We start from the raw sequence: 26,547 nt of genomic DNA, 5'->3' as shown, positions 1-26,547 counted from the left end.
TGGCCCTTGAACGGTCAAAATCGAGGCGTACCATCGCGGTATCTGAAACTGAGTCTGTTTTCATTCGTCTGGGCTAATGTCCGGATCGGATTGGGTATTTTCCTTGGCAATGGATGCAACCCGCGGCGCAGCGATGCGCGGCAAATCGTTTGCCCATGTGGCGGAGGCGTCCTGGGGCAAGGGCCTCAGCACGCTGCTGCGCATCCTGCGCATGACGTTGCGCCATCCCTGGCAGGTTGCGATCACCATCGCCTCGACCTTCATCGCCGCGACGCTGCAGCTGTTCATCCCGCGCCTGCTGGGCCACGCCATCGACCAGGCGCAAGGCGTGATGGCTGGAGGCGGCGGCGCGGCGGCTGAGCAGGCGCTGTGGACGACGGCGATCACCTTGCTCGTCGTCAGCATTCTGCGCGGCCTCTTCACCATGGCGCAGAATTATTATGGCGAGGCCGTTGGCCACCGCACCGGCTATGAGCTGCGCCTGGCCTTCTACGAGAAGATCCAGCGGCTGAGCTTCTCCTTCCATGACCGGGTGCATACCGGCGACCTGATTACGCTTGGCCTGCTCGACCTCGACGGCGTGCGCATGTTCTTTTCCACCGGCATATTGCGCGTGGTGCTGCTCGGCGTGCTGATCGGCGTCGGCTCCTATCTCCTGATCAGCACCGATCTCGAGCTCGGGCTGCTCAGTCTGAGTTTCGTGCCGTTCGTCGCCTGGCGCTCCTCGGTCACACAGCTCAGGCTGCGCAGCACCTGGCTGACGCTGCAGGAGCGGCTGTCAGTGCTGAGCCGGGTGATGGACGAGAACCTCGGCGGAATCCGCGTCGTGCGCGCCTTTGCGGCGCAGCGGCATGAGCTGGAAAAATTCGACCGCGCCAAGAAGTCGGCGCTGGAGCTTGCCGACCAGCGCGTCGACATCCGCGTCTCTAACACCAGCGCCATGAATTTTTCCTTCCTGGCGGCCATGGGCCTGGTGCTGTGGTTCGGTGGCCAGAAGGTGATCGCGGGCCAGATCAGCGTCGGCACGCTGGCGCAGTTCCTCACCTTCATGACCATCCTGCAGATGCCGGTGCGCCAGCTCGGGCTGATGGTCAACTCGTTCGCCCGCGCCTCGACCTGCGGCACAAGGCTGTTCGAACTGCTTGACGCCGAACTTGACATCGAGGATGCGCCTGATGCCAAGGATCTCGTGGTCACCGAAGGCTTGCTGCGCTTCGACAATGTCGGCTTCCGCTACGCGGGCGCCGGCGGCCGGCCGGCACTGTCGGGCATTTCCTTCGAGGCCCGGTCCGGCGAGACCGTCGGCATTGTCGGCCCGCCGGGCAGCGGCAAGTCGACCATCGCGCATCTGATCCCGCGCTTCTACGATGTGACGTCAGGCGCGATCACCATCGACGGGCAGGATATACGCGAGGTCACGCTGCAATCGTTGCGCAAGGCGGTCGGCGTCGTGCAGCAGGACGCCTTCCTGTTCACCACCTCGATCGAAAACAACATCGCCTATGGAAATCCGTGGGCGCGCGAGACCCGCATCGGGCAGGCGGCTGAATACGCCCAGTTGCACAATTACATCATCGGGCTTCCGGCCGGCTACACCACGGTCGTGGGCGAGCGCGGCTCATCGCTTTCCGGCGGCCAGCGGCAGCGCCTGACCATCGCCCGCACCCTGATGCTGCGGCCTTCGGTGCTGGTCTTCGACGATTCCACCGCGGCTGTCGACGCCGGCACCGAGCAGCGAATCCGCACCGCGATGAAGCGCTTCGCCAAGGACCGCGTGACGCTGATCATCTCGCACCGGCTGAGCTCGCTGATGCATGCCGACCAGATCCTGTTCGTCGAGAATGGCCGCATCGCCGAGCGCGGCATGCACCAGGAATTGCTGGCGCTGGGTGGACGCTACCGCGCGCTTTACGACCTGCAGCTGCGGCCGGACGACGATTTGCCGGTGGCGGTGGGAGCCGCATGATGTCGACACAGAACGACGACCAGAAGGAAGACACCAGCCGGCGGCCCACCAGGGCCGTCGTCGGTTCGCACCGCGACGAGGAAGAGGTCTTCGGCAAGGTCTACGATCCGCGCATCGTGCGCCGCATCTGGAGCTTCGTGAGACCGTATCAGGGCCGGATCTTCATCTCGGTCGCCGCCGTTTTGGTGTTCACTCTGACGCAATTGGCGATCCCGCTGGTCATCCGTTACGCTATCGACCACGGCATGGCGGCGGGCAAGGCCGACCGCTCGGTGATGAACTGGGCGATCGGCGCCTTCGCTCTGATCATCCTGATCAATTATGGCGCCAGCTATGTCCAGGAAAGTGTCGTCGGCAAGGTGGCCGAGAATGTGCTGTCGGATTTGCGCCGCGCCATGTTCAGCCATCTGCAGCGCGTCTCGCTGAGCTTCATGGACAAGACCGAGGTGGGCCGGCTGATGTCGCGCCTGCAGGGCGACGTCAATTCGATGCAGGAATTCCTTGAGACGTCGGTCATGTCGGTGGGCGACATCGTGCTTCTGTTCGGCATCGTCAGCGTGCTTTTGTGGCTCGATTTTCGTCTCGGCCTGTTGACGCTGTCGACCATGCCGGTGCTGTTCGTCGTGCGCCTGTTCTGGTTGCCGCGCGCCAAGGTCGCTTTCATGGCCGCGCACGAGACCAACTCGATTGCCAATGGGGCGCTGGCGGAAGGCATCCATGGCGTGCGCACGGTGCAGAGTCTCGAACGCCAGCATGTCAATTTCGACCTCTATGACGAGAAGGTGCTGGCCAATCTCAGGACCCACCTGACCTCGGCCAAATATGCGCAGGTGATGGTGCCGATCGTCGACACGCTGACCGGCATTGCGATGGCGACGGTCATCGTCGTCGGCGGCTCGATGGTGCTGTCGCACAGCCTCGACATCGGCGTCATGGTGGCGTTCCTGTTCTATATCCAGCGCTTCTTCGACCCGATCCGCTCGCTCACCATGCAGTACTCGGTCATGCAGCGCGCCATGGCGTCGGGCCAACGCATCTCCGAAGTGCTCGACGTACCGGTCGACGTCAGCGACAGACAGGGCGCGGTGACGCTGACGCGCGACATGGACGGTTCGGTCGAGTTCAGGAACGTCACCTTCGGCTACCGGCAGAACCAGCCGGTGCTGAAAAACATCTCCTTCCGCGTCAATCCGGGCGAGACGGTTGCGCTTGTCGGCCCGACCGGTTCGGGCAAGTCGAGCTGCATGGCGCTGGTGCACCGCTTCTATGATGTCTGGTCGGGCGAGGTGCGGGTCGGCGGCCACGATGTGCGCGACGTGACGCAGGATTCGCTCGGCGATCAGGTGGCGATGGTGCTGCAGGAGCCGTTCCTGTTTTCCGGCACGGTGCTGGAGAACATCCGCTACCACAAGACATCGGCTACCAGCGAAGAGGTTGTGCGCGCCGCGCAAGCCGTTGGCGCGCACGACTTCATCGAGCATTTGCCTGACGGCTACGACACCGAGCTCGAACAGCGCGGCGGCAATCTGTCCCTCGGCCAGCGCCAGCTGATCAGCTTTGCACGCGCACTGGTGGCGGATGCGAAAATCCTGGTGCTGGACGAGGCGACGGCGAGCATCGATTCCTACACCGAGATGCTGATCCAGAAGGCACTGGTCACGCTGCTGGAAGGCCGCACCGGGCTGGTCATCGCGCACCGGCTGGCGACCATACGCGGCGCCGACCGCATCATCGTCTTACAGAACGGCGAGATCGTCGAGAGCGGAAATCACGAGCAGCTGATGGCGGCCAAGGGCCTCTATGCCAGGCTCTACAACATGAACTACGCATCGTTCGACGATATTGCCGAGGAAGACATAGGCGCGCCGGCCGGCAAGGCGACGTGAGCTGCTGCCGGTTCAGCTCGACTGGGAATGGTGCGGGGCCAAAACTCGTCGTCGACCAATTCGGCTTCAGATGACGACACGTTTCAGCTCGCCTTCCAGCGTAAGCCCGGCGTCACGCCTGCCGCGCGTTCAGGTGGAGGAGCGGCCGGCCGCCTAAAGGGCAATCCCGCGTAAATTCTGAATTCTACGCGCCGCCTGGCGCGCGATGCACGCGCAGCTTGCGCCGGAACCTCAGCAAACGCCGTCATGATGGCTTTCGTTCCTTAGCCGTCGGATGAAAATCGCCGGGGAACAGGAAGGCTTGCTGGGAGTTTAGTTCTTCGAGCCGCGCCGTGAACGGCGCGGCAGCGAAGGAGACGGCATATGGGCCTGGGTACCATTCTTATTATCATCCTGATCATCGCGTTGCTCGGCGGCTTCAGCGGCCTCGGCGGCGGCCCGTTCTACGGCACTGGTTACTATGGCGGCGGTGGCCTCGGGCTGGTGCTGATCATCGTGATCATTCTGGTTGTTCTCGGGCGAATATAGCGTCGCCATTGGCGGCCGCCGAGTTTCTACGGCGGCCGCGTTTTCGCCTGACATCGAGGTTTGAAGACATGGCAGCTGAAGACATTGCTGGTCCGGACTGGGCCGACGTCGGCGCGAGCGAGAGCGAACGCGACGAGCTGGGATATCCTAATGGTGGCACTATCCGAAGGCGGCGGGCGTAAGCTGCAGACCCCGACACCCGCCTGGCGGCCGTGGCGTTCATCGAGGCGGATCGGACGCTTCGAGAAACCCAGGACGGCGACGAGGCGGGTCCGGCCTTTCTCGCTATTGTCGACAAGGGCAGCATCGGCCTGAAGGCCGCAATGGCAGGCACGCCTTACGCCTGAACGCGGTCAACCCGCCGTAACTCCGCCAGCAGAAACACCACCAGCACGCAGCACAGCAGGCCAAGCGACAATGGCAGTCCCTGATGTCCGGTCAGTTGCATCGCCAGCCCGGCCACGGGTGAGCCGACGATGCCGCCTACCCCCCATACGAACGCGAAGGCGGCATTGCCGGCGATCAAGGCTTGACCGGTGAAACGCTCGCCGAGCTGGATCAGCGACAGCGTGTAGATCCCGAACGAGACCCCGCCCCAGACGAAGAAGAGCGGCCAGACAAGCCATGTAGCGAAGAGCAACGGCAACAGCAAACAACCGGCCAGGCAAGCCAGGACACAGAACAGCATCATCGGCTTCGAGCCAAACCGTTCGGCGGCGCGCCCAAGCACGACCTGCAGCACGGCATTGCCGGCGATGAAACAGGTGATGAGCGAAGCGATGCGCTGCTCAGTGCTGCCGAGCGCGGCACCATAGACCGCGAACAGCGAAAGCAGGACTTGCTCGAAGGCGGCAGCCGTGAAGACTGCGAACAAGGACAGCGGCGCCAGCGCGAAGAAGCCGCCGACCGACACCGCTTCGCCCTCACGCGGCATGTCGGGCAGGCGTGGCGCGACGGCAAGCACGATCAGGCCGCAGACAAGGAAGGCCGCGCTGCCGATGATGAAGGGTGGCCATCCTTGCGTGCCGACCAAGCCTAGCGACAGCGGGCCGAGGCCAAAGCCGGCGGAAACGATGGAGGAGTATAGGCCCATGATGCGGCCTCGGCGTGCGGCGGGTGTGATCGAGACCAGCCAGGTTTCACTGATCACGTAAAGCGGATTGGCAAAGAAGCCGAGCAGGAAGCGCAACGGCATCCAGGCCCATACATCCTGCGTCCAGGCAATCGCGATCAGGACGGTTGCTGCCAGGATCGAACACACAACCGCAAAGCGCGCCGCGCCCACCCGCCGGACCAGCGCCGGCGTGAAGAGCGACGATATAATGAAACCCAGAGGCGTCATCGCGGCCGAGAGGCCGATAAGGCCCGGTGTCGTCCCTTGCCGTTCCAGGATGAAGCTGAGCAGCGGATACGTCAGCCCCTGTGCTATGGCGAACACCGTAACTGTCGCGATGATGCCGGCCATCGCGGCCCATGCGATGTGGTTCTCCGGCGGTGACGTCGCGTCTTCGGCGCTCATGCCGACTTCGAAGCAGGATCGGCACGTTCCGGCAAGTGCAAATGCCGGCAAAACGCCGCGGTACGCCCAAACAGGCGGGCGGGTCTTATCCGCGACATCAGCTCACACTTGCCAGAAGCGTTTGACGATTTCGGCCTCGACCTGGCGTCTGGTCAGACCGATATCGTCGATCAGGTGCGGATTGGTCTCCGCCATCTGCTTGAGGTCCCAGCGAAAGCGTATCCGCTCGCGCCAGGCCGCGATCATGCCCCGCGGGCTCGTCAGATGCGGGCGAGGCGACACCGCCTTTTCCGGCCAGGCTGCACCAGCAGAAGCAAGGGTATCGTTCATGGCAACCTCCATTCGGTTTAACGGGCGACAGCCCTCGGCTTGCAAGAGGTTGAACTCTGCCGCATGCGGACGGCGCCGTAATTAAGCCCGGCCAAATAGTTCTCAAAAGTTCCAAACTGGCTAGAGCACCTCGCCGTTTCATGGAAACGGCGAGGTGCTCAACTCTTTGTTTTGACGCCATACGTCCGTGAAGCGCTCCGCCGCGCTTTCCCGTGGGAAAACCGCCTTCACACCTTTCCTGGAATTGCTCTATAGATGCGCGTTATGCAGGGATCGCGCTTTGCCTTTGGTCCGTTCGTGCTTGATCCGGGTGCGGGAACGCTCCTTCGGGACCAAGTTCCCGTCGCCGCCGGCCACCGCGGACTGCAGCTGCTGGCGGCGCTCGTCGCCCGGCCCGGCGAGATCGTGGCCAAGGCCGAGTTGATGGATGCGGCATGGCCAGGCACCGCCGTTGAGGAAGGCAACCTCACCGTCCAGATTGCGCAATTGCGCAAGCTGCTGGGTCCGGCCACGAACGGCGGAGAATGGATATCGACCGTTCCGCGCGTCGGCTATCGCTTCGCCGGCGCCATCGAACAGCTCGGCGACGAGAAGCGACAGGCTTTGCCGCTGCCCGCCAAACCGTCGATAGCCGTGCTGCCCTTTGCCAATTTCAGCAACGACCCCGAGCAGGAAGCCTTCGCCGACGGGTTGACCGAAGACCTGATCACCGACCTGTCGAGGATCGGCGGCCTGTTCGTCATCGCGCGCAACTCGACCTTTGCCTACAAGGGCAAGGCGGTGGATGTGCGCGAGGTCGCCAGAGAACTTGGCGTGCGCTATCTCTTGGAGGGCAGCGCCAGACGCGCCGCCGGGCGCGTGCGCATCAACGCCCAGCTGGTCGACGCGCTGAGCGGCGAGCATTTGTGGGCAGACCGCTTCGATCGCGGCCTGGAAGATATCTTCGCCGTTCAGGACGAGGTGACGGCCAAGATCGTCGAGGCGCTGCTTGGCCGGCTGCGCGCGCCGCTGCCGCGCAACCGGCCCCGAAATCTCGAGGCCTACGATCTGTGCGTGCGAGCCCGCAACCTGATCGACGTCTCGCCGGAGACGGCGCGCGAAGCGCATCTGTTGCTGACGCGCGCGCTTGCGCTCGATCCGGACTATGCCGAAGCCTATCGCTGGCTTGCCATGAACCACTGGATGGGATGGGTGCATTGGGGAGAGCCCATTGAGCCTGCCCGCGGCCTTGCCCTGGAACTGGCGCGCAAGGCTGTGGCGATCGATCCCAACGATGCCGGCTGCCACTGGGTGCTTGCTAACCTGCTTGCCTATGAGCGCAGATTCGACGAAGCGGATGTGGGATTTGCCAAGGCGTTCGAGCTCGACCCGAACGAGGCCGATGCCTGGGCGACATTGTCCGACATCGCGGTCCTGGCCGGGCGCGTCGAGGAGGGCCTCGACTATATCAGCAAGGCGTTCCGGCTGAACCCGTTTCCGGCAAGCTGGTACTATCTGACGCTCGGCCAGGCGCAATATGCGGCGCGCGACTATGAAGCCGCCGTCGAGACGACGCGCCGGGACGAGACGTATCGGACAAGCTCGCGCCGTTTCCTTGCGGCAAGCCTTGCGCAACTCGGCCGGATCGACGAGGCGCGCGCCGAGGTCGACCTGTTCCTTGTCGCGAACCCACATTTCACCACCCGCCACTGGGTCGAGACGGAGCCGTTCCGCGACACGGCCACGCTCGACCATTTCGTCGATGGCTTCCGAAAGGCCGGACTTCCGGAGTGACGGACCGGCGTGCTCGATCGATGCAGGCACCGTCGGTTGCGGCTCAACTGCCAATGTTTGCAAGTCGCGAGGCCGCTGACCGATCTTGCTTCCGCGAGCAGTCATCCGACAGCGATTGCAGCGAAGCGGCGCGCGAAACCTCTGTCACGGTGAAGCCGGCTGGAACGGCCAACGATCGATCCGGCCGCGGGTGAGCGCTGGGTGGCGGCGGGCGACTACCTGTTGCGCTCTCGTCTGCAATGCCGGCATCGCGGTCGCCGTGGGCAATGATCGGCTTGCCTCGTTGAGCTTTCAGCGACGCGCTCCGACAACTCGCGATGATTTTTCTAGATGCCGGATGATTTTTCTAGATGCCGTTTGTCGAAGCACGATCTTTTCCGAAAGCCGGTTCCCACTTTTCGGGATCATGCTCTAGCGGCTGTCTGTTTCTTGTTGCTCGCGTGATCGGAAGTCACGCGCACAACCTGATTATCTGAGCGCCCTTTAGCTTTCCTTGTTTGAGGTCGGCGGCGGGAGTAATAGTCGCCACGGAATTGCGAGGAGGAAGAGATGACGCTGAACTTCGACCCGAAGGCGAAGGCCACGGCGTTGTACCATGGCGAATTCCGACCGATGTTCATTGGCGGCAAGTGGGTCGCGGCGCAGTCCGGCCACGGCATGCAGGCACTCAATCCGGCAACAGGCGAGGTGCTGGCGACAGTGCCGCGCGGCGGGGCTGCCGATATCGACTCGGCGGTGGCCGCCGCGCGCGCGGCCTTCGAAGGCCCATGGTCCAAATTCTCGCCCTACGAGCGGCAGTGCGTGCTGCTCAGGATCGCCGATCTCTTCGAGACGCATTGGGAAGAGCTCAGCGTTTCCGACACGCTGGATATGGGGCTGCCGATCACGCGCACGCTCGCTAACCGGCGCCGCGTCATCGGCATGCTGCGCTTCTATGCCGGCATGGCGACGGCGCTGCATGGCGAGACGATCGACAATTCGATTCCCGGCGAGATCGTCACCTTCACCCGGCGCGAGCCGGTGGGCGTCGTTGGTGCGATCATTCCCTGGAACGCGCCGACCGCCGCCTCGATCTGGAAGATCGCGCCGGCGCTGGCGACGGGCTGCACCATCGTGCTGAAACCGTCCGAGGATGCGTCGCTGACGCCGCTGCTGATCGCGCAACTGATGCAGGAAGCCGGCGTGCCCGACGGCGTCGTCAACGTCGTCACCGGCACCGGGGCCGAAGCCGGTGCGCGGCTCGCCGAACATCCAGACGTCAACAAGATCGTTTTCACCGGATCGACGCTGACCGGCCAGGCCATTGCGCGGGCAGCCGTGGCCAACCTCAAGCGCGTTTCGCTGGAACTCGGCGGCAAGTCGCCGATCATCGTCTGCCGCGACGCCGACATCGACAAGGCTGTTCCGATCGCGGCGATGGCGGTGTTCGTGCATTCGGGCCAGATCTGCATTGCAGGCTCGCGGCTGTTCGTGGCGCGCGAAATCCATGACGAGTTCGTCCGCCGGCTCGCCGATTTCGCCGGCAGACTGCGGATCGGCCATGGCATCGAGGCAGAGACGGAAATCGGACCGCTCATCAATGCCAAGCAGGCAGCCAAGGTGGAGGGCTATATCAGGGCCGGCAGCGACGAAGGCGCCGAACTGGTCGCCGGCGGCTCGCGGCTGACCGGCGAGCTCTACGATGGCGGCAACTTCATTGCGCCGACGGTCTTCGGCGCCGTGTCGGACCAGATGACCATCGCGCGCGAGGAGATTTTCGGCCCGGTCATTTCGGCGATGCCCTTCGACTCGCTCGACGAAGCGGTGGCGCGTGCCAATGCGACGCCCTATGGCCTGGCCGCCGGCATCTTCACAACACATCTGGGCACCGCGCACAAGCTTGCGCGCCGCGTCAAGGCCGGCTCGGTCTGGGTCAACATGTACCATGCCATCGACCCGGCGGTGCCGTTCGGCGGCACGAAGATGTCGGGTTATGGCCGCGAGGGCGGCATCGAGCATCTGCACGAGTATCTGGAGACCAAGTCGGTCTGGATCCAGACCGACTGATATTCGCGCGGCGTACTCTGCGAATCACGATGAAACCACAACGGCCAGGACGGCGGCGCAGTCACCGGCTTTGACCAGGCCGGGGAAATGCCGCGCCGCCAGAATGCCGGACATTTTTGCCCGGATTTCCTGCGGAGCGATGCCGGTGCGGCCGGTGGAATGGATGCGCGCCAGCACCGAGCCTTCTTTCACAGGCTCGCCGAGATCGACCATGGTTTCGATCATGCCGTCCTCCTCGGCGAAGGAGAAACAATCGCCTGACGGCATGTCGAGCCACTGAGTTCTGCCCTTCTCGACCGCACCATCAACAATGCCGGCATGGCGCAGCACATTGCTGATGCCGCGCCGCGCGATCCGCACAGTCTGTGCGCGCGAGGTGCCGCCGCCGCCAAGCTCGGTGCTGACGAAGACCTTGCCCATTTCCTCCGCCGCCGTGTCGTACATGCCGACGGAGTCGATCTCGATCATGCGCATCGAGAACGGGGCAGAGAACGCCGCGACCGCATCGAAGGCTTTCTGCTCCAGCACCTTGTCGGGCACCGTGTGGGCGGCACAGAAGGGCACGAAATCCAGTGTCTTGCCACCGGAGTGGAAGTCGAAGACGAGGTCGGCGCGGGGCAGCAATTCGCGCTGGAAATAGTCGGCGATCTTTTCCGTCACCGTGCCGTCGGGACGGCCGGGAAAGCTGCGGTTCATATTGCCCTTGTCGATCGGCGATGTCCGGGTGCCGGCGCGAAAGGCCGGATAGTTCATCGCCGGCACGATGATCACCGTGCCGCTGACCTGTTTGGGATCGAGCGTGCGGGCGAGATCGTAGAGCGCCAGCGGCCCCTCATACTCGTCGCCATGATTGCCGCCGGTGAGCAGGGCAGTCGGCCCCTTGCCGTTGCGGATGACGCAGATCGGGATCATCACCGAGCCCCACGCCGAGTCGTTGCGGCTGTAGGGCAGGCGCAGGAAACCATGTTGCACGCCGTCCTTGTCGAAATCGACGGTCGGGGCGATCGGGGATGGGCGAAGGCTAGGCATCGGGCTCAATTCTTCACCACCAGTTTGCGCGGTACATTGGCGAGGCACTCTACACTGGTTTCGGTGATCAGGATGGATTCGGTGATTTCCAGTCCCATGGTCTCCAGCCAGAGACCGGTCATGAAATGGAAGGTCATGCCAGGCTTGAGTTCGGTGCGGTCGCCGGGGCGCAGGCTCATGGTGCGTTCGCCCCAATCCGGCGGATAGGAGAGACCGATGGAATAGCCGGTGCGGTTGTCCTTGACGATGCCATATTTCTTCAACACGGCGAAAAAGGCGTTGGCGATGTCCTCACAGGCATTGCCGGGCTTTGCCGCCGCCAGCCCCGCCTCCATGCCTTCCAGTGTCGCCTTCTCGGCATCGAGGAATTCCTGTGTCGGCTTGCCGAGAAAGACGGTGCGCGACAGCGGGCAATGGTAGCGGTTGTAGCAGCCGGCGATCTCGAAGAAGGTGCCCTCGCCCGACTTCATCGGCTGGTCGTCCCAGGTGAGATGCGGCGCCGAGGCGTCGGCGCCCGACGGCAGCAGCGGCACGATCGCCGGATAGTCGCCGCCGATGCCATCGACACCGCGCGTGCCGGCATCGTAGATCTCGGCGACCAGATCGCATTTGCGCATGCCTACTTCGATCTTGTCGACGATGCGCTGGTGCATGGCTTCGACGATCCGAGCCGCCTTGCGCATATAGTCGATCTCGGTTGAACTCTTCACGGCGCGCTGCCAGTTGACCAGCGCTGTCGCGTCGACGAAGCGGGCGTTGGGCAGGTGCTTCTGCAACGCGGCGAAGGCGGCAGCCGAGAACCAGTAATTGTCCATCTCGACGCCGATGGTCAGCTTGCCCCAGCCGCGATCACTGAGCACTCTGGCCAAAAAATCCATCGGGTGGCGCTCGGTCGACTGCACGTAGTGGTCGGCATAGCCGACGATGTTGTCATGCGCGAGATAGGCGGTGCGCTTGGCGCCATTGGCATCCTGGCCGCGACCGTACCAGACCGGCTCGCCCGATGGTGGCACGATCACCGCCTGATGCACATAGAACGACCAGCCATCATAGCCGGTCAGCCAGGCCATGTTGGATGGGTCGCTGATAACAAGCAGATCGACGCCTTTCCCCTCCATGGCTTTTCTCGTCTTGGCGAGGCGATCCGCAAATTCGCCACGCGAGAATTTTAGGTTCGGCTGCATTGTTCTTGGTCCTCGTTTGTTGGGCCTGGAGCCTGTTTCAACTTTGTTGGAAACAGGCTCGTCGTTCTTGTTTGAACGTGATCTCTGGGAAAAACCGGGTTCCACTTCCGGATCACGCTTTGGCCAGCATCAGCTTTCAAAAATGGTTCCGGCATTGGCCGCCCGCGCCCGGTTGCGAGCGAGCGTGGCGATCGCCGTATCCTGCACGCCGGTGCCGGTGAGGTCGGCGATGGTGATGTCGCTGGGTGAGCGCCTTCCGTGCCGTTCGCCGGCGATGATCTGGCCGAGTTCGGTGACCGCGGCATCGGCTCCCATCACGCCCGATGCGATGGCGTGATGCAGTTCTCCCAGACGCCGTGTCTGCTTGGCGCTGTCGGCGACATAGAGATCGGCCATGCGCAGGATCGCCGGCGCGATCTCGTTCTTGTGTTCGGCATCCGAGCCCATAGCGGTGATGTGCTGCCCGGCAACGACAAAGCCGGCCTTGATCAGCGGCTCGGTCGACGGCGTGGTGGTGACGATGATGTCGGCGCCGATGGTTGCTTTGGCTGCATCCGGCTCGGCGCGCACGAGAATGCCGAGCTTTTCGCGCAGCGCGCCTGCGGCCGTCTCCGCCTTGACCGCATCGCGCGCCCAGATACGTGCCTCGGCGATCGTCCGCACCAACATGAGCGCTTCGAGTTGCAGCCCGGCTTGCACGCCGGCGCCGAAGATTGCGGCGACGGACGAATCCGGCCGCGACAGATGCTTCGCCGCGACGGCGCCGGCAGCAGCGGTGCGGACATCTGTGAGATAGCCATTGTCCAGCAGCAGCGCGTCGACCACACCGGTTCTTGCCGAGAGCAACACCATCATGCCGCCCCCGCTGGGCAGACCGAGCTTCGGATTGTCGAAGAAGCCGGAGCTTATCTTAACGGCGAAACCGTCTATTCCAGGCACATAGGCCGACTTCACATCGACCTCGCCGCGCTGCTCGTGAATGTCCAACCGCAGGATCGGCGGCATCGCCACCGGCAATGTGGCGAGCGCGCGGAAAGCGTTTTCGACGCAGGCGACCGCGTCGAGATCGAGCGGCACGATTGTGCGCAGTTCCTTCTCGGTGAGGATGGTCATCGGACTCATGTGTCGCGCTCCGTGCTAGCGCGCACCACGAAGGATAGTGTTCCGTCACACCCCCCTCTGGCCTGCCGGCCATCTCCCCCGCAAGGGGGGAGATTGGACTGCACTCCTGCCTTCGCCAATCTCCAGCGCAGCAAGAACAGCGACCGCATCGAAGCTGCCGATCTCCCCCCTTGCGGGGGAGATGTCCGGCAGGACAGAGGGGGGTGGGCGGGAATTCGGCGTGGGAGAGTTTTCATGCCGCGCGCTCCGCGATTGCGTCACCGCAGACGATCTTGCGATGCGTGTTCATGTCGATATTGCGGCCCGAGAGAAGAACGACCACCGGCCCGGTCGCCTTGACCTTCCCGGCAAGCAGCGCGGCGATGCCGACCGCGCCGGCGCCTTCGACGATCTCGCGCTCCTGTTCATAGGCATGGCGGATGCCGGCGGCGATCTCGTCCTCGCTGAGCAGGATGACGTCGTCGAGCAGATCGCGGCACATGGCGAAGGTCAGCCGGTTGTCGAGACCGATGCCGCCGCCGAGCGAATCCGCCAGCGTCGGCAGTTCTTCCACCTCGACCGGGCGACCGGCATCTAGGCTCGCCTTCATCGCAGCACCACGCGCCATCGAAACGCCGATGATTTTTGTCCCGGGGCTGACGCCCTTGACGGCGGCGGCGATGCCCGAGGCGAGTCCACCACCTGAGAGTTGCACCAGGACGAGAGCGGCGTCCGGGACCTGCTCGATCATCTTCAGTCCGAGCGTGCCTTGCCCGGCGATGATGGCCGGGTGGTCGAAGGGCGGCAGCATCACCAGTCCCTCCTGCGCCACCAGCCGTTCGACCTCCTGCTGCGCCTCGTCCTGACTGTTGCCGATGATGCGGACATCCGCGCCAAGCCGACGGATTTCGTCGAGCTTGTTGCCCGGCACCAGTCGCGACATGCAGATCACCGCGCGCATGCCTTCCAGCTTCGCGGCATGGGCCAACGCACGGCCATGATTGCCGGTCGACGCCGCGACCACGCCGCGCGCCTTCTCCTCGGCGCTCAGCGAAGCAATGGCATTCGAGGCGCCGCGCAGCTTGAAGCTGCCGGTGGTCTGGCGGTGTTCAAGCTTGAGGTGGACGGGGATGCCCAGTCGTTCGGAAAGGCTGTGAGATAACCCTGTCGGCGTGCGTTCGATTTTGCCGGCAATTCGCTCCCGGGCGGCACGAATATCGTTAAGGGTGACTGTCGTCATGATCGTCAATCGCGCGGCAAAGGCAGCGTCATCAGACGGCCAAATTCGGGATGCGACGTCCCGTCGCCACACAACCGCAAACAATTCCAGGCGCTGGCCTGATTGCTGGTGACGACCGGGCGGTCGATCGCCTGTTCCATCCCGGGAACCGCGAGCGCTCCGCGCAATGCGGTGCAGGACACGAACAGTGCATCGGCCTGCGCATTCGTCGCCTCACGAGCCAGGTCGGCGATCGCTGCCGGCGCAATGCGCGCCATCTCGCGATCGTCCTCGAAGCCGAGGCAGGTGAAGCTGACGATCTCAAAGCCGCGCTCGGCGAAATACGTCGCCATCGGTCTGGAGGTTTCTACGGTGTAAGGGGTGAGGATGCTGATCTTCTTGGCACCCAGCGCCTTCAGCCCGCGCACGCCTGCCATGGGCGGCGTGACCACAGGAACACCCGGCTTGGCAGACTGGATCGCCGCCTCGATCTCGGCGTCGCCAATCACCACCGAGGCCGAGGTGCAGGAGTAGCAGATCGCGTCGAGCGGCTCGTCTGGCAGGATCAGCGCGGCGCCCGCCGCCAGCTCCGGCTGCATCTTGCGAAGGTTTTCCGGCGTCGTCGGATTCTTGTAGGGAATGCGCGCGACATAGACGCCGATGCGCTCGCTCGCCACCATGCGGCGGAAATCCGGTTCGCTGGTGTGGTCGGTGGCAAGGATGATCAGGCCGACGCGCTTTTCCAGCGGGCGCGCATCGAGCGCCGGCCTTGTCGGCATCAGCCTGATTTCGGGCAGCGGTTTCATCTTGAGAATTACCTTTCGATCTTGCCGTAGCGATGTTCCAGCCAGCGCAGCAGCACGACCGAGAAGAGGCTGATGACGAGGAAGAAAGCGCCGACCAGCGTGATCGGCTCAATGTAGCGATAGTAGGTGTTGGCGACGCTCTTTGCCTGGTTCATCAGCTCCAGCACGGTGATTGCCGATAGCAGCGGTGTCTCCTTGAACATCGCGATGAAATAATTGGCCAGCGCCGGGATCATCGGTGGGATCGCTTGCGGAATGATGATGTTGGTCCAGGTCTGCGTGGCGCTCAGATTGCAGGCCTTGGCCGCCTCCCACTGGCCGCGCGGCACGTTGTCGATGCCGGCGCGATAGACTTCCGCCGTGTAGGTGCCGTAGTGCAGGCCGAGCCCGATAACGCCGGCGACCAGCGGCGGCAACAGGATGCCGAAATCCGGCAGCACGTAGAAGATGAAATAGAGCTGCACCAGAAGCGGCGTGCCGCGGATGAATTCGGCCGCCCAACCAACGGTGCGCGACAGCGCCTTGTTGGGCGAGCGTCGTGCTAGCGCGATGCCCAGACCCACGACAGCGGCCAGCACGGAGCCGAGCAGCGTTGCCAGGATGGTGATCTTCACGCCCTGGATCAGCGTCGGCAGGATCTCCCAGACGAAGTTCCAGTCCCAATCCATCAGACGCGCACCCCGTCGAGGCCGCGCGCCATGCGGCGTTCCAATGAACGCACGCCCCAGGAGATGATCAGCGCCAGGGCGAAATAGATGATCAGGATGGTGGTGAACGGCGCCAGCGTGTTACCGGTCTGCGAGCGCACGACCTGCGCCTGAAAGGTGAGATCGGCGAGCGAGATCAGCGACACCACGGAGGTCGCCTTGAGCAGTTCGATGGCATTGTTGCCGAAGGTCGGCAGCATGATCAGCAGCGCCTGCGGCAGGATGACATGGCGCATGCCTTGCCAGCGGCCGAGGTTGAGCGCGATGCAGGCCTCATATTGTTCGCGGCCGACCGACTGGATGGCGCCGCGTACCACCTCGGCCGCATAGGCGCCGACATTGAGGCCCAGCGCCAGCACACCCGCCTGCAGCGGGGTCAGTTCGAGGCCGATCAACGGCAACACGAAATAGGCAAAGAACAGCTGCACGAAGATCGAGGTGCCGCGGAAGAATTCTATATAGACGGTTGCCAGCCAGCGCAGAGCAAAGAAGCGCGACACGCGGCCCATGCCGGCGAGGAAGGCCATGATCAGGGCGAGCACCGACCCCATCAGCGTCAGCTCGATGGTGACAAGCGCTCCCTGCAATATCAGGCCGAGGTAGCCGGACCACTGGGTCATTCGGGTTCCAACGTTGGCGGTTAGCTTCCTTCTCCCCGTTCACGGAGAGAAGATGCCAGTCCACCCTCCGAAGCTGCAGCGCAGCTGCTGCGGAGGACGGGCAGGCAGATGAGGGGCAGCGCTAAATTCTCAGAACCTGGCGCCGCCCCTCATCCGGCCCTTCGGGCCACCTTCTCCCCGTGAACAGGGAGAAGGCAAAACGGCGCTATTTCGCCGCGCAGAGCTTGTCCCGCGTGGTCGACATCGCGGCTGCGGCCGAGAAGCCGTAGGGCTCGATGATCTTGGCGAACTCGCCGGATTTCTTCAGCTTGGCGAGCTCGACATCGAAGGCGTCGCGCAGGGCCTCATCGCCTTTCTTGAAGGCGGCGCCGTCGCAATAGACCGGCGCGCCGACCACCGGGGCGATGACTTCGAGGTTCGGATCGTTGGCTTTCTTGACGAGGTCGTTGATCGACAGGACGGGCAGCGAATAGGCGTCGATGCGGCCGTCCTGCAGCATCTTCAGGCCGCTCTGGCCGTCCGGCACGACGATGACGCGCTCGCGCGGCACGCCGGCGTTGAGCGCCAGCTTCTCCTCGGTGCCGCCACCGGGCGCGCCGATGGTGGCTGACGTGTCCTTGGCGACGTCCTCGTAGCTCTTGAAGCCCTTCGGATTGCCCTTCTTCACCAGCATCGCCTCGGCGTCGCACAGCACCGGCTCGGAATAGACGACCGCCGCGCAACGCTCCGGCTTCATGAACAGGCCGGCGGTGACGACGTCGAAGCGGCCGGCCTGCAGGCCGGGGATCATCGCGCCATATTCGGAGATCGAAGCGACGATGTCGGCAACACCGAGACGCTTGAAGACCTCGCGCGCCACGTCGGGCGCCGCACCCGAAACTTTGCCGTCGGCGGCGACCGCCGTATAGGGCGGCTCGTTGGCGATCGCGACGCGGGCAAAGCCCTGCGCCTTCAATTGCTCGAGCTTGCTGTCATCGGCCGAACCGGTGCTCGACGCGGCGAGCACCGCCGTCAGTGCGAGACCGGCGACGCCGGCCAGAATGCCAAGTTTCTTCATTGTTCCCAACTCCTTGTTGTCTTCTTGGTTTTGTCTGGGGCGGTCTTCCGCCCCGCAAAGCGGTCAGACACGATGTCCGGCTGCGATGATCTTCTTCAGGAAGCCTTGCGTGCGCTCCTGCTTTGGATGGCGGAAAATCTCGTCTGGTTTGCCCTCTTCGACGATCTTGCCGCGGTCGAAGAACAGCACGCGGTCGGCGAAGTCGTGGGCAAAGCCCATCTCGTGGGTGACCAGCAGCATGGTCATGTCGGTCTCTGCGGCGAGCTTGCGCATGACATTCATCACCTCCTCGACCAGCTCCGGATCGAGGGCCGACGTCACCTCGTCGAACAGCATGATCTTCGGCGACAATGCCAGCGCACGGGCAATCGCCACGCGCTGCTTCTGGCCGCCGGACAGCTGCGCCGGCATCGACTTCGCCTTGTCGGCCATGCCGACCATGTCGAGCAGTTCCATGGCCCGCTTTTCAGCGGCGGCGCGAGGCGTGCCCTTGGTCAGCATCGGCGCCAGCGTGACGTTATCCATGACGCATTTGTGCGGAAACAGATTGAACAGCTGGAAGACCATGCCGATCTTCTGCCGCATCTTGGTCAGGTGCCGCTCGTCGGCGGGCAGCAGCTGGCCGTTGCGCTCCATGTGATAGAGCTGCTCGCCATCGATCTGGATATGGCCGCCGTCGATCTTCTCCAGCGTCATCAGGATTCGCAGGATCGTCGTCTTGCCCGAGCCGGACGGGCCGATCAGCGCCAGCTTCTCGCCGGGCATGACCTGCATCGACAGGCCGTCCAGTACCTTGAACGAGCCGAAGCTCTTCGAAATGGCGTCGACCTTGATGATGGGTGAGGACAAATGAATTTCCCCTGCTGGAGAAGCCTGTGCCCTTAACGATGCGGAACGCGCCAAATCATGTCAATTGGGAAAATAAAATCATGACAATATTTCCGGCACTGCATGATTCCAGAGCAATTCCCGCTTAGATTGCGAGCAGCAGATGCTCCGGATCGCCAAGCAGCAACTTGGTGACAACGCCGAGGCCGGCGCGCAGTTCCCCCTCGGTGGTCGAGCCGAGCGAGATGCGCACCGCCGGATGCCAGGGCGCATCCGAGATGCGGAAGGAGGTGCCGGGCGCGATCGCCACGCCTTGCAGGCGGGCCTGGGCGACGAAGCTTTCCTCGGCACGGTCCGCGGGCAGTTGCAACCAGACATGCAGCCCGTCGCGCCTGGCGCGATAACCAACCCCGCCCAGCACCTCGGCTGCGATGTCCTGGCGGCGGCGCAATGCCGCGCGCTGCCAGCGAACGAGTTCCATCGCCGTGCCGTCGGTCACCCATTTGGTGGCGATCTCGGCCACCAGCGGCGTCGCCATCCAGTTCGACACCAGATGCCGGTTGGCAACGGCGGCGACATAGCGGTCGGGCGCCGCGAGATAGCCGATGCGCAGGCCAGGTACGGTGATCTTGGTGAAGGAAGTGACGTAGAGCGTGCGCTCCGGCGCAAAGGCGGCGACCGGCGGCGGCCGGTCCTCGATCAGCGGACCCAGCACATCGTTCTCGATGATGGCGATGTCGTGCTTGCGCGCGACCGCGGCGATCTCTTCGCGCCGCCGAGCGTCCATCAGCGTCGCCGTCGGGTTGATCACCGACGGTTGCACGAATACCGCGCGAATGTCGGTGAGCCGGCAGACCTCGTCCAACGCCTCCGGGATCAGGCCATTGCCGTCGATCGGCAGGCCTTCCAGGTTGAAGCCGAGATAGCGCGCCAGCGGCACCAGCGTGTGGTGGCCGATGGCCTCGGTGGCGACAGTCGATCCCGGCGGCGCAACGCTCATCAGCGCCACGGTCATCCCGGCGGTCGCGCCATTGGTCAGGCTGATATTCTGTGCGGAGGTGTCGAGCCCACACAGTTTCAGCCATTCGACAGCCACCGCGCGGTGACGCGGGAACACCATGTTGGGCCGGAACGACAACGCCGAACTGGATGGCAGGTTTTCGGCCAGCCAGCCCAGCGCCTGCTTCAGCCGCTCCAAATGCATCGGCTCGCAGACCGGCTTCAGGATTGACAGATCGATGACCTCGCCGAGGCGCTCCGGCAGATAGGGCGGCTCCGGGTCGCGGCGCTGCGTCTGGACAAAGCTGCCACGGCCGATCTCGCCCGAAATCAGGCCGCGCCGGATCAGTTCTTCGTAGGCGCGGCTGACCGTCTGCACCGACAGTTTTAAATCGTCTGCCAGCCTTCGATGCGTTGGAAGCCGCGCGCCGTTGGCCAGCCGCCCGTCATGAATGGCGCGGGCGAACTGGTCGGCCAGCGTTTGATAGGCTGGCCGGCGGATGAGCGCAGGGTCGGGTTGCCATGATGTCATGACTTAATAGAGATCGAAATCAGTGCAATTGACAATCGAAATAATGCGCCGTCATGGTGATGCCGACAAAAAGCGGACGCCGATGACATCGAAACTCGACGCGGTCGACCTCAGGATACTCGACGCCATCCAGCGCGACGGGCGCATCACCAAGCTGGCGCTGGCCGAACAGGTCGGGCTGTCGCCGACGCCGTGCTGGATGCGGCTGCGCAAGCTGGAGAAGGCAGGCATCGTCTCGGGCTACCACGCCAGGATCGCCATGCGCGTGGTGGCGCCGGTCGCCACCGTGTTGATGGAGGTGACGCTGGCCAGCCATCGCCAGGCCGATTTCGACCGCTTCGAACGCGTCATCCGCGACATGCCCGAAATCGTCGCCTGCTGGTCGGTGGGCGGCGGCGTCGACTATGTCTTGAAGGTGATGACGCGCGACATCGACGCCTATCAGCGGCTGGTCGACGACCTGCTGGAGCGCGAGATCGGCATCGACCGCTACTTCACCTACATCGTCACCAAGACGGTGAAGGACGAAATCGTGCTGCCGATAGCCGACCTGCTGCCGGCGTCGGCATAAGCCCGGAGAGAATGTCTGTCGGGACGGCACAATAGAGAGACTCTCTCTCCTTCAAGCCATGCAAACAGCCTCTCTGTCTGCTTCTGGCCGATAGTCTTCCCGCATCAGTCCGAACCGGGAGGCCTCGACCATGTCCGCGAATTTCGCCCGCTCGCATCGCCACGAAGCGCTCGACCGCCTCGCCGACCGCCGGCTGCTGCGCGAGCTCGCCTATGTCGACGGTCACTGGACGGCAAGCGGAGCGGCGAAGAGTTTCGAGGTTACCGATCCGGCGACCGGCACCACTGTCGCATTTGTCGCGGCGCTCGATGCCGGGCAGACGACCAAAGCAATCGACGCCGCCGCACGTGCCTTTCCGGCTTGGCGTTCGTTGCTGCCGCAGGAGCGGTCCAAAATTCTGCGAAAATGGTTCGAGCTGATCATTGCAGCCAAGGATGATCTGGCCCTGCTGATGACACTGGAACAGGGCAAGCCGCTGCAGGAATCGCTCGGCGAAATCGACTACGCCGCCTCCTTCGTCGAATGGTATGCCGAAGAGGCAAAGCGCCCTAACGCCGAGAGCGTCACCAGCCATCTGCCGAATGCCGAGATGATGGTGAGGCGCGAGCCGCTCGGCGTTGTCGGCGTCGTCACGCCCTGGAATTTTCCGGCGGCGATGCTGACCCGCAAGGCGGCCGCCGCACTCGCCGCCGGCTGCACCATCGTCGCACACCCATCCTCGGAGACGCCGCTGTCGGCGCTGGCGCTGGCTGAACTCGGCGAGCGCGCCGGCCTGCCCGCCGGTGTCTTCAACGTCATCACCGGCAAGGCAGCGACGATCGTCGGGCGCATGTGCGAAGACCCGCGCGTCCGCGCCATGAGTTTTACCGGCTCGACGGAGATCGGCCGGTTGATCGCCGCACAGTGTGCTCCGACGATGAAGCGGCTGGTGATGGAGCTTGGCGGCCATGCGCCGCTGATCGTCTTTGCCGACGCCGATGTCGACAACGCAGTGAGCATTGCCATCGATGCCAAGTTTGCAACGTCAGGCCAGGACTGCCTTGCCGCCAACCGCATCTATGTCCAGCGCCCGATCTACGATCGCTTCTGCGCCGCCTTTGCCGAGCGCATCGAGGCGCTGCGGACCGGCAATGGGCTTGTCGAAAAGATCGATATCGGACCGCTGATGCATGAGCGCGCCGTGACCAAGGTCGAGGAACAGGTCGCCGATGCCGTCGCCCATGGCGCGCGCTGCCTCACCGGCGGCAAGCGGCATCAGGCCGGGCCGCTGTTCTACCAGCCGACGTTGCTGGCCGATGTCAGCGACGAAGCGCTGATCATGCGCGAGGAAACCTTTGGGCCGGTCGCCGCAGTCACGCCGTTCGACAGTGAGGACGAGGTGATCGCCCGTGCCAACGCCACAGAATATGGCCTCGTCGCCTATGTCGTTACCGAGAATGGCGCCCGCCAGCAACGTATGGGCCGCGCGCTCGACTACGGCATGGTCGCCATCAACCGCGTCAAGATCACCGGAGCGCCGATCCCCTTCGGCGGCGTCAAGCAATCCGGCATCGGCCGCGAAGGCTCGCGCCATGGGCTCGAAGCTTTCGCCGATCTGAAGTACCTCTGCCTGGACGTCGCATAAGTCCGTCCGGCCATCTCTCAAGGAGTCAAAAAATGCTCGACCAATCCAACGAACTCAATGCCTGGGATCGCGACCACTTCTTCCATCCTTCGACCCATATGGGCACGCATGCGCGGGGTGAATCGCCGACCCGCATCATGGCCGGCGGCGAAGGCGTCACCGTCTGGGACAACAATGGCAGGAAGAGCATCGATGCCTTTGCCGGTCTCTATTGCGTCAATGTCGGCTATGGCCGCCAGAAGATCGCCGACGCGATCGCCACCCAGGCGAAGAACCTCGCCTACTACCACGCCTATGTCGGCCACGGGACCGAGGCCTCGATCACGCTGGCCAAGATGATCATCGACCGCGCGCCGAAGGGCATGTCGAGGGTCTATTTCGGCCTCTCGGGTTCGGATGCCAACGAGACCAACATCAAGCTGATCTGGTACTACAACAACGTGCTTGGGCGGCCGGAGAAGAAGAAGATCATCTCGCGCTGGCGCGGCTATCACGGTTCGGGCGTGATGACGGGATCACTGACCGGGCTCGACCTGTTCCATAACGCCTTCGACCTGCCGCGCGCGCCGGTCCTGCACACCGAAGCGCCCTACTATTTCCGCCGCGCCGACCGCTCGATGAGCGAGGAGCAGTTCTCGCAGCATTGCGCCGACAGACTGGAAGAGATGATCCTGGCCGAAGGTCCCGAAACCGTCGCCGCCTTCATCGGCGAGCCGATCCTCGGTACTGGCGGCATCGTGCCGCCGCCGGCCGGCTACTGGGAGAAGATCCAGGCGGTGCTGAAGAAGTATGACGTGCTGCTGGTCGCCGACGAGGTGGTGACGGGCTTCGGCCGTCTGGGCACCATGTTCGGCTCCGACCATTACGGCATCAAGCCAGACCTCATCACCATCGCCAAGGGGCTGACCTCGGCCTACGCGCCGCTGTCGGGCGTCATCGTTGCCGACAAGATGTGGCAGGTGCTGGTGCAGGGCTCCGACAAGCTCGGTTCGCTCGGCCATGGCTGGACCTATGCCGCGCATCCGATCTGCGTCGCCGCAGGTGTCGCCAATCTCGAACTGATCGACGAACTGGACCTGGTGACGAACGCCGGTGAGACCGGCGCTTATTTCCGCGCCGAACTGACCAAGGCTGTCGGCGGGCACAGACACGTCGGCGACGTGCGCGGCGATGGCATGCTGGCGGCGGTCGAATTTGTCGCCGACAAGGACGACCGGGTGTTCTTCGACGCCTCGCTCAAGATCGGGCCGCAAGTGGCGACAGCACTTGCCGCCAGCGGCGTCATCGGCCGCGCCATGCCGCAGGGCGACATACTAGGCTTCGCGCCGCCGCTCTGCCTGACGCGTGAGGAAGCCGACATCGTCGTTTCGAAAACCGCCGATGCCGTCAACAGCGTGTTTTCCAATCTCTGAGATCGACCCATGAATGCCATGACCAAGACCCTCCCCGCCACCATGGCCGCCGTGCTGCTCACCGGGCATGGCGGACCGGAAAAGCTCGTCTATCGCAGCGATGTGAAAGTGCCTGTGCCTGCCGCCGGCGAGGTGCTGGTTAAGGTCAGCGCTTGCGGTATGAACAACACCGATGTCTGGGTACGCCAGGGCGCCTATGGCACGGAGGAGGACGCTGCCGCCGTGTCGACGTGGCGGCGGCAAGGCAACACGCTTACCTTCCCGCGCATCCAGGGCACCGACACGGTCGGCACCATCGCTGCCGTCGGCGAAGGCGTTTCCCCGGGCCGTATCGGCGAACGGGTAATGGTCGATTTTTCGATCTACAACCGCGACGACGATTCCCTCGCCGACATTGACTATATGGGCCACGGTCGCGACGGCGGGTACGCCGAGTACCAGACGGTGCCGGGCGAGAATGCGCATTTCGTCGATACTGACATGAGCGACGTCGAACTCGCCACCTTCTGCTGCGCCTACCTCACCGGCGAACAGATGCTGGAGCGCGCCGGGCTGAAAGCCGGCGAACGCGTGCTGGTCACCGGCGCCTCGGGCGGCGTCGGTTCCGGCATCGTGCAGCTGGCGCGGGCGCGCGGCGCCATTCCCTATGCGGTCGTCGGCAAGGGCAAGGAGCAGGCGGTGCGCGACATCGGCGCCGAAGCGGTCATTACCCGTGGGGTTGCCGATCTTCCCGCCGCCGTGAATGAAGCCACTGGCGACCAGCCGATCGATGTGGTCGCCGATCTCGTCGGCGGCGCGATCTTCAACGACCTGCTGCGCATCCTGCGACCTGAAGGCCGGTACACCACCGCCGGCGCCATCGCCGGCCCGGTCGTGCAGCTCGATCTCAGGACCATGTATCTCAAGCAGCTGCAACTGCACGGATCGAGCCAGGGCACGCGCGCCGACTTCCGCCGCATCATTGGATACATCGAAGCGAAGAAAATCCGGCCGCTGGTCGGCGGCGTCTACAGGCTCTCCGATTTTCACAAGGCGCAGGCAGACTTTATTGCCAAGGACTTCGTCGGCAAGCTGGTGATCGTGCCGGACGCCATGTGGAACCCGAATATCCGCACATAACGCCCCTACGTCAGAGCTCGTCGTAAACGGCATCATCAACACCTTGCGGCGTGGAGTCGTCGAAACCCAGCATGCGGTTGGTGACGTAGCCGAATCCGACACCGGCGCCGGGATCGGCAAAACCGAGGGCGCCGCCCCAGCCGCCATCGCAGCGACGCGCGGCTGGCATAGGCGGCGTCGTCGAGTTGAAAGCCGGCGGCGAATTGTCGGCGCTTGAGACATAGCGCGCATGAGGCGAACCGGAATCATCGCAACGAATGCAATCCACAGGCCGGCAACCAGACCCTGCATCTTGACAGACGAGGCGAAAGCCAAAAGAGTGAAACCGGTTTCACTGGGGACCGCCGGTGCATTTCGATCTGTCCACTCTGCTCCCGCATCTGGGTTTTCTGGCGCGCGGCGCCGAACTCACGGCCGCGGCTTGCGCGCTGTCGCTGGTAGGAAGCGTCTTCATGGGCGCGTTGGTGGCGATCGCACGCACCTCCGCCTCGGCACTGCTTCGACGGATCGCCTTCGTCTATGTCGATCTCTTCCGCAATGTGCCGTTCATCGTCCAGCTGTTCTTCTTCTATTACGGCCTGCCCGAGCTCGGCATTTACATCGATGCCTTCACCACCGGCGTCGTGGCGCTTTCGATTGCCGGCGGCGCCTATGCCTCCGACATCATTCGCGCCGGCATCCTCGCCATCGACCAGGGCATCATCGACGCCGCTGAAGTGAGCGGCCTGTCCAGGCGCAAGATCTTCACCCGCATCGTGCTGCCGATTGCGCTGCGCACCTCCGTGCGACCGCTCGGATCCGTGCTCATCAACATGATCCTTACGTCCTCGATCCTCTCGACCATCACGCTCAACGAGCTCACCGGCTCAGCCCAGATCGTGGTCTCGCAGACCTATCGGCCCTTCGAGGTCTATATGGTGCTGCTCTGTGCCTATGCGGCCCTGACCTATCTGGTCTCGCTGGGCGTCACCCTGCTCCACCGCCATCTCAATCGGGACATGATGGAGGCGGTCGACTGATGCGGTTCAGCGACTTCACCTCCTACGACCTGATCCTGCTGGCGCAAGGTCTCGGCACCAACGTCGCGCTGTTTCTCATCACGTCGCTGATCGGACTGCTGATTGGCCTGAGCTGGGCGCTGGTGCGGTTCTACCGTGTGCCGGTTCTGGCCCAGATCGTCACCTTCCTGTCGGAGCTGTTGAAGAACTCGCCGGTGCTGGTGCAGCTGTTCCTGGTGTTCTTCGGCCTGCCGGCGCTGCTGCATATAAGGGTGACGCCGGTCACCGCAGCGACCATCACTCTGTCGGCGAACACCGCGGCATTCGTCTATGTCATCGCGGTCTCGGCGGTCGAGTCGATCGAACGCGAGCAGGTCGAGGCCGCGCGTGTCTTCGGCCTGACCCGGTGGCAGGTCCTGCGCCATATCGTTTCGCCCCAGGCTGCCGCCTTCGCGGTCGGCCCGCTCGTCGCGCTGCTGGTCAACCAGCTTCAGGTGACGTCGCTGATTTCTGTCATCGGCGTCGTCGACCTGACCAAGATCGGCCACATCCTCAACATGCGGACCTTGAAGCCGTTCGTGGTCTGGACCGTCGTCGGACTGCTCTACTATGGCGCGGCAAAGCTGGTCGCCCTGCTTGGCGAGCGTCTTGAAAACCGCCTGCGGGCGCACAGCGCCTGGCGGGGGCTTTAAC

At 63.8% G+C, this 26,547-nt stretch carries 25 protein-coding genes; 12 read left to right on the top strand and 13 right to left on the bottom strand.

All coding sequences use genetic code 11. From position 1 onward, the window contains the following. Nucleotides 1–133 precede the first annotated feature (133 nt). The 4 genes from NKK52_RS01540 to NKK52_RS01525 all read left to right on the top strand — a co-directional run bounded on the left by NKK52_RS01540 (nt 134) and on the right by NKK52_RS01525 (nt 4,727). Nucleotides 134–1,966: an ABC transporter ATP-binding protein gene (locus NKK52_RS01540; protein WP_245263069.1), complete on the top strand. Its 1,833-nt coding sequence runs from the start codon at nt 134–136 to the stop codon at nt 1,964–1,966. Continuing rightward, nucleotides 1,966–3,852 carry an ABC transporter ATP-binding protein gene (locus NKK52_RS01535; RefSeq protein WP_023682660.1) on the top strand — a complete coding sequence of 629 codons (1,887 nt, stop codon included), beginning with the start codon at nt 1,966–1,968 and terminating at the stop codon, nt 3,850–3,852. The genes NKK52_RS01540 and NKK52_RS01535 overlap by 1 nt, the downstream gene beginning before the upstream one ends. A gap of 363 nt (nt 3,853–4,215) precedes the next feature. Continuing rightward, nucleotides 4,216–4,380 (top strand): DUF3309 family protein, encoded by a 165-nt coding sequence (locus NKK52_RS01530; protein WP_023667887.1) that lies wholly within the window; start codon nt 4,216–4,218, stop codon nt 4,378–4,380. Nucleotides 4,381–4,592: 212 nt separating this feature from the next. Further along, on the top strand, nt 4,593–4,727 hold the full coding sequence (locus NKK52_RS01525) for a hypothetical protein (protein WP_023682661.1): 135 nt from the start codon (nt 4,593–4,595) through the stop codon (nt 4,725–4,727). Here NKK52_RS01525 and NKK52_RS01520 read toward each other — a convergent pair. Both NKK52_RS01520 and NKK52_RS01515 read right to left on the bottom strand, forming a co-directional pair. Continuing rightward, nucleotides 4,718–5,899: an MFS transporter gene (locus tag NKK52_RS01520; protein ID WP_023682662.1), complete on the bottom strand. Its 1,182-nt coding sequence runs from the start codon at nt 5,897–5,899 to the stop codon at nt 4,718–4,720. The genes NKK52_RS01525 and NKK52_RS01520 overlap by 10 nt on opposite strands. A gap of 102 nt (nt 5,900–6,001) precedes the next feature. After that, on the bottom strand, nt 6,002–6,229 hold the full coding sequence (locus NKK52_RS01515) for a DUF1127 domain-containing protein (protein ID WP_023682663.1): 228 nt from the start codon (nt 6,227–6,229) through the stop codon (nt 6,002–6,004). Nucleotides 6,230–6,484: 255 nt separating this feature from the next. On the opposite strand from NKK52_RS01515, the gene NKK52_RS01510 reads away from it, so the two are divergent. Continuing rightward, on the top strand, nt 6,485–8,002 hold the full coding sequence (locus tag NKK52_RS01510) for a winged helix-turn-helix domain-containing tetratricopeptide repeat protein (RefSeq protein WP_023714884.1): 1,518 nt from the start codon (nt 6,485–6,487) through the stop codon (nt 8,000–8,002). A gap of 549 nt (nt 8,003–8,551) precedes the next feature. Next, entirely contained in the window at nt 8,552–10,048 is a 1,497-nt protein-coding gene (locus NKK52_RS01505) for an aldehyde dehydrogenase family protein (protein WP_023682665.1), read from the top strand. Between the two features lie 24 nt (nt 10,049–10,072). Here the strand turns inward: NKK52_RS01505 and doeB are convergent, their stop codons facing one another. The 10 genes from doeB to ehuR form a co-directional block, all read right to left on the bottom strand. Further along, nucleotides 10,073–11,077 (bottom strand): N(2)-acetyl-L-2,4-diaminobutanoate deacetylase DoeB, encoded by a 1,005-nt coding sequence (gene doeB, locus NKK52_RS01500; RefSeq protein WP_023682666.1) that lies wholly within the window; start codon nt 11,075–11,077, stop codon nt 10,073–10,075. Nucleotides 11,078–11,082: 5 nt separating this feature from the next. Continuing rightward, complete coding sequence (gene doeA / locus NKK52_RS01495; RefSeq protein WP_023682667.1) at nt 11,083–12,261, bottom strand: ectoine hydrolase DoeA; 1,179 nt, start codon at nt 12,259–12,261, stop codon at nt 11,083–11,085. 129 nt (nt 12,262–12,390) lie between these two features. Then, a complete protein-coding gene (locus tag NKK52_RS01490; protein WP_027050150.1) occupies nt 12,391–13,383 on the bottom strand; it encodes a cyclodeaminase in 993 nt (330 codons plus the stop codon). A 232-nt stretch (nt 13,384–13,615) separates the two neighbouring features. Beyond that, nucleotides 13,616–14,602 carry a hydroxyectoine utilization dehydratase EutB gene (eutB, locus tag NKK52_RS01485; protein WP_023682671.1) on the bottom strand — a complete coding sequence of 329 codons (987 nt, stop codon included), beginning with the start codon at nt 14,600–14,602 and terminating at the stop codon, nt 13,616–13,618. Between the two features lie 5 nt (nt 14,603–14,607). Beyond that, a complete protein-coding gene (gene eutA, locus NKK52_RS01480; protein ID WP_023682672.1) occupies nt 14,608–15,387 on the bottom strand; it encodes an ectoine utilization protein EutA in 780 nt (259 codons plus the stop codon). Nucleotides 15,388–15,395: 8 nt separating this feature from the next. After that, entirely contained in the window at nt 15,396–16,055 is a 660-nt protein-coding gene (gene ehuD, locus NKK52_RS01475; RefSeq protein ID WP_023709687.1) for an ectoine/hydroxyectoine ABC transporter permease subunit EhuD, read from the bottom strand. Then, nucleotides 16,055–16,714 (bottom strand): ectoine/hydroxyectoine ABC transporter permease subunit EhuC, encoded by a 660-nt coding sequence (gene ehuC, locus NKK52_RS01470; protein WP_023682673.1) that lies wholly within the window; start codon nt 16,712–16,714, stop codon nt 16,055–16,057. Before ehuC ends, ehuD begins: the two co-directional genes overlap by 1 nt. Nucleotides 16,715–16,919: 205 nt before the next feature. Beyond that, a complete protein-coding gene (gene ehuB / locus NKK52_RS01465) occupies nt 16,920–17,771 on the bottom strand; it encodes an ectoine/hydroxyectoine ABC transporter substrate-binding protein EhuB (RefSeq protein ID WP_023682674.1) in 852 nt (283 codons plus the stop codon). Nucleotides 17,772–17,834: 63 nt separating this feature from the next. Beyond that, nucleotides 17,835–18,620 (bottom strand): ectoine/hydroxyectoine ABC transporter ATP-binding protein EhuA, encoded by a 786-nt coding sequence (gene ehuA / locus NKK52_RS01460; RefSeq protein ID WP_023682675.1) that lies wholly within the window; start codon nt 18,618–18,620, stop codon nt 17,835–17,837. 124 nt (nt 18,621–18,744) lie between these two features. After that, on the bottom strand, nt 18,745–20,130 hold the full coding sequence (gene ehuR, locus NKK52_RS01455; protein WP_023682676.1) for a MocR-like ectoine utilization transcription factor EhuR: 1,386 nt from the start codon (nt 20,128–20,130) through the stop codon (nt 18,745–18,747). Between the two features lie 82 nt (nt 20,131–20,212). Between ehuR and NKK52_RS01450 the strand changes: the two genes are divergently transcribed. From NKK52_RS01450 to NKK52_RS01435, 4 genes are all read left to right on the top strand, one after another. Further along, nucleotides 20,213–20,701, top strand: coding sequence for an Lrp/AsnC family transcriptional regulator (locus NKK52_RS01450; protein ID WP_023682677.1), 489 nt, complete (start codon nt 20,213–20,215; stop codon nt 20,699–20,701). A 130-nt stretch (nt 20,702–20,831) separates the two neighbouring features. Beyond that, a complete protein-coding gene (locus tag NKK52_RS01445; RefSeq protein ID WP_023714889.1) occupies nt 20,832–22,325 on the top strand; it encodes an NAD-dependent succinate-semialdehyde dehydrogenase in 1,494 nt (497 codons plus the stop codon). Nucleotides 22,326–22,357: 32 nt separating this feature from the next. Beyond that, nucleotides 22,358–23,737: an aspartate aminotransferase family protein gene (locus NKK52_RS01440; RefSeq protein ID WP_023682678.1), complete on the top strand. Its 1,380-nt coding sequence runs from the start codon at nt 22,358–22,360 to the stop codon at nt 23,735–23,737. Between the two features lie 9 nt (nt 23,738–23,746). Then, the gene (locus tag NKK52_RS01435; protein WP_023753982.1) at nt 23,747–24,856 is read left to right on the top strand and encodes an alcohol dehydrogenase family protein; all 1,110 of its coding nucleotides are present in this window, start codon (nt 23,747–23,749) and stop codon (nt 24,854–24,856) included. A 10-nt stretch (nt 24,857–24,866) separates the two neighbouring features. Here the strand turns inward: NKK52_RS01435 and NKK52_RS01430 are convergent, their stop codons facing one another. Further along, entirely contained in the window at nt 24,867–25,025 is a 159-nt protein-coding gene (locus NKK52_RS01430; RefSeq protein ID WP_196814892.1) for a hypothetical protein, read from the bottom strand. A gap of 178 nt (nt 25,026–25,203) precedes the next feature. Between NKK52_RS01430 and NKK52_RS01425 the strand changes: the two genes are divergently transcribed. Both NKK52_RS01425 and NKK52_RS01420 read left to right on the top strand, forming a co-directional pair. Beyond that, complete coding sequence (locus NKK52_RS01425; RefSeq protein ID WP_023682680.1) at nt 25,204–25,875, top strand: amino acid ABC transporter permease; 672 nt, start codon at nt 25,204–25,206, stop codon at nt 25,873–25,875. After that, a complete protein-coding gene (locus NKK52_RS01420) occupies nt 25,875–26,546 on the top strand; it encodes an amino acid ABC transporter permease (RefSeq protein ID WP_023682681.1) in 672 nt (223 codons plus the stop codon). Before NKK52_RS01425 ends, NKK52_RS01420 begins: the two co-directional genes overlap by 1 nt. The last annotated feature ends 1 nt before the right edge of the window (nt 26,547 follow it).

This window comes from Mesorhizobium sp. C277A (assembly GCF_040324395.1).
In the GTDB taxonomy this organism is placed as follows: domain Bacteria; phylum Pseudomonadota; class Alphaproteobacteria; order Rhizobiales; family Rhizobiaceae; genus Mesorhizobium.
This window is presented reverse-complemented; position numbering and strand designations above follow the sequence as displayed.

Bases quoted from the DNA above. Each gene is read 5' to 3' on its own strand.
- NKK52_RS01435 (WP_023753982.1), top strand. From the start codon at position 23,747: ATGAATGCCATGACCAAGACCCTCCCCGCCACCATGGCCGCCGTGCTG.
- NKK52_RS01535 (WP_023682660.1), top strand. From the start codon at position 1,966: ATGTCGACACAGAACGACGACCAGAAGGAAGACACCAGCCGGCGGCCC.
- NKK52_RS01520 (WP_023682662.1), bottom strand. From the start codon at position 5,899: ATGAGCGCCGAAGACGCGACGTCACCGCCGGAGAACCACATCGCATGG.
- NKK52_RS01490 (WP_027050150.1), bottom strand. From the start codon at position 13,383: ATGAGTCCGATGACCATCCTCACCGAGAAGGAACTGCGCACAATCGTG.
- ehuB (WP_023682674.1), bottom strand. From the start codon at position 17,771: ATGAAGAAACTTGGCATTCTGGCCGGCGTCGCCGGTCTCGCACTGACG.
- NKK52_RS01530 (WP_023667887.1), top strand. From the start codon at position 4,216: ATGGGCCTGGGTACCATTCTTATTATCATCCTGATCATCGCGTTGCTC.
- ehuC (WP_023682673.1), bottom strand. From the start codon at position 16,714: ATGACCCAGTGGTCCGGCTACCTCGGCCTGATATTGCAGGGAGCGCTT.
- eutB (WP_023682671.1), bottom strand. From the start codon at position 14,602: ATGACGACAGTCACCCTTAACGATATTCGTGCCGCCCGGGAGCGAATT.
- NKK52_RS01450 (WP_023682677.1), top strand. From the start codon at position 20,213: ATGACATCGAAACTCGACGCGGTCGACCTCAGGATACTCGACGCCATC.
- NKK52_RS01505 (WP_023682665.1), top strand. From the start codon at position 8,552: ATGACGCTGAACTTCGACCCGAAGGCGAAGGCCACGGCGTTGTACCAT.
- NKK52_RS01540 (WP_245263069.1), top strand. From the start codon at position 134: ATGCGCGGCAAATCGTTTGCCCATGTGGCGGAGGCGTCCTGGGGCAAG.
- NKK52_RS01420 (WP_023682681.1), top strand. From the start codon at position 25,875: ATGCGGTTCAGCGACTTCACCTCCTACGACCTGATCCTGCTGGCGCAA.
- doeB (WP_023682666.1), bottom strand. From the start codon at position 11,077: ATGCCTAGCCTTCGCCCATCCCCGATCGCCCCGACCGTCGATTTCGAC.
- NKK52_RS01445 (WP_023714889.1), top strand. From the start codon at position 20,832: ATGTCCGCGAATTTCGCCCGCTCGCATCGCCACGAAGCGCTCGACCGC.
- NKK52_RS01430 (WP_196814892.1), bottom strand. From the start codon at position 25,025: ATGCCAGCCGCGCGTCGCTGCGATGGCGGCTGGGGCGGCGCCCTCGGT.
- ehuD (WP_023709687.1), bottom strand. From the start codon at position 16,055: ATGGATTGGGACTGGAACTTCGTCTGGGAGATCCTGCCGACGCTGATC.
- ehuR (WP_023682676.1), bottom strand. From the start codon at position 20,130: ATGACATCATGGCAACCCGACCCTGCGCTCATCCGCCGGCCAGCCTAT.
- doeA (WP_023682667.1), bottom strand. From the start codon at position 12,261: ATGCAGCCGAACCTAAAATTCTCGCGTGGCGAATTTGCGGATCGCCTC.
- NKK52_RS01515 (WP_023682663.1), bottom strand. From the start codon at position 6,229: ATGAACGATACCCTTGCTTCTGCTGGTGCAGCCTGGCCGGAAAAGGCG.
- NKK52_RS01510 (WP_023714884.1), top strand. From the start codon at position 6,485: ATGCGCGTTATGCAGGGATCGCGCTTTGCCTTTGGTCCGTTCGTGCTT.
- NKK52_RS01440 (WP_023682678.1), top strand. From the start codon at position 22,358: ATGCTCGACCAATCCAACGAACTCAATGCCTGGGATCGCGACCACTTC.
- eutA (WP_023682672.1), bottom strand. From the start codon at position 15,387: ATGAAACCGCTGCCCGAAATCAGGCTGATGCCGACAAGGCCGGCGCTC.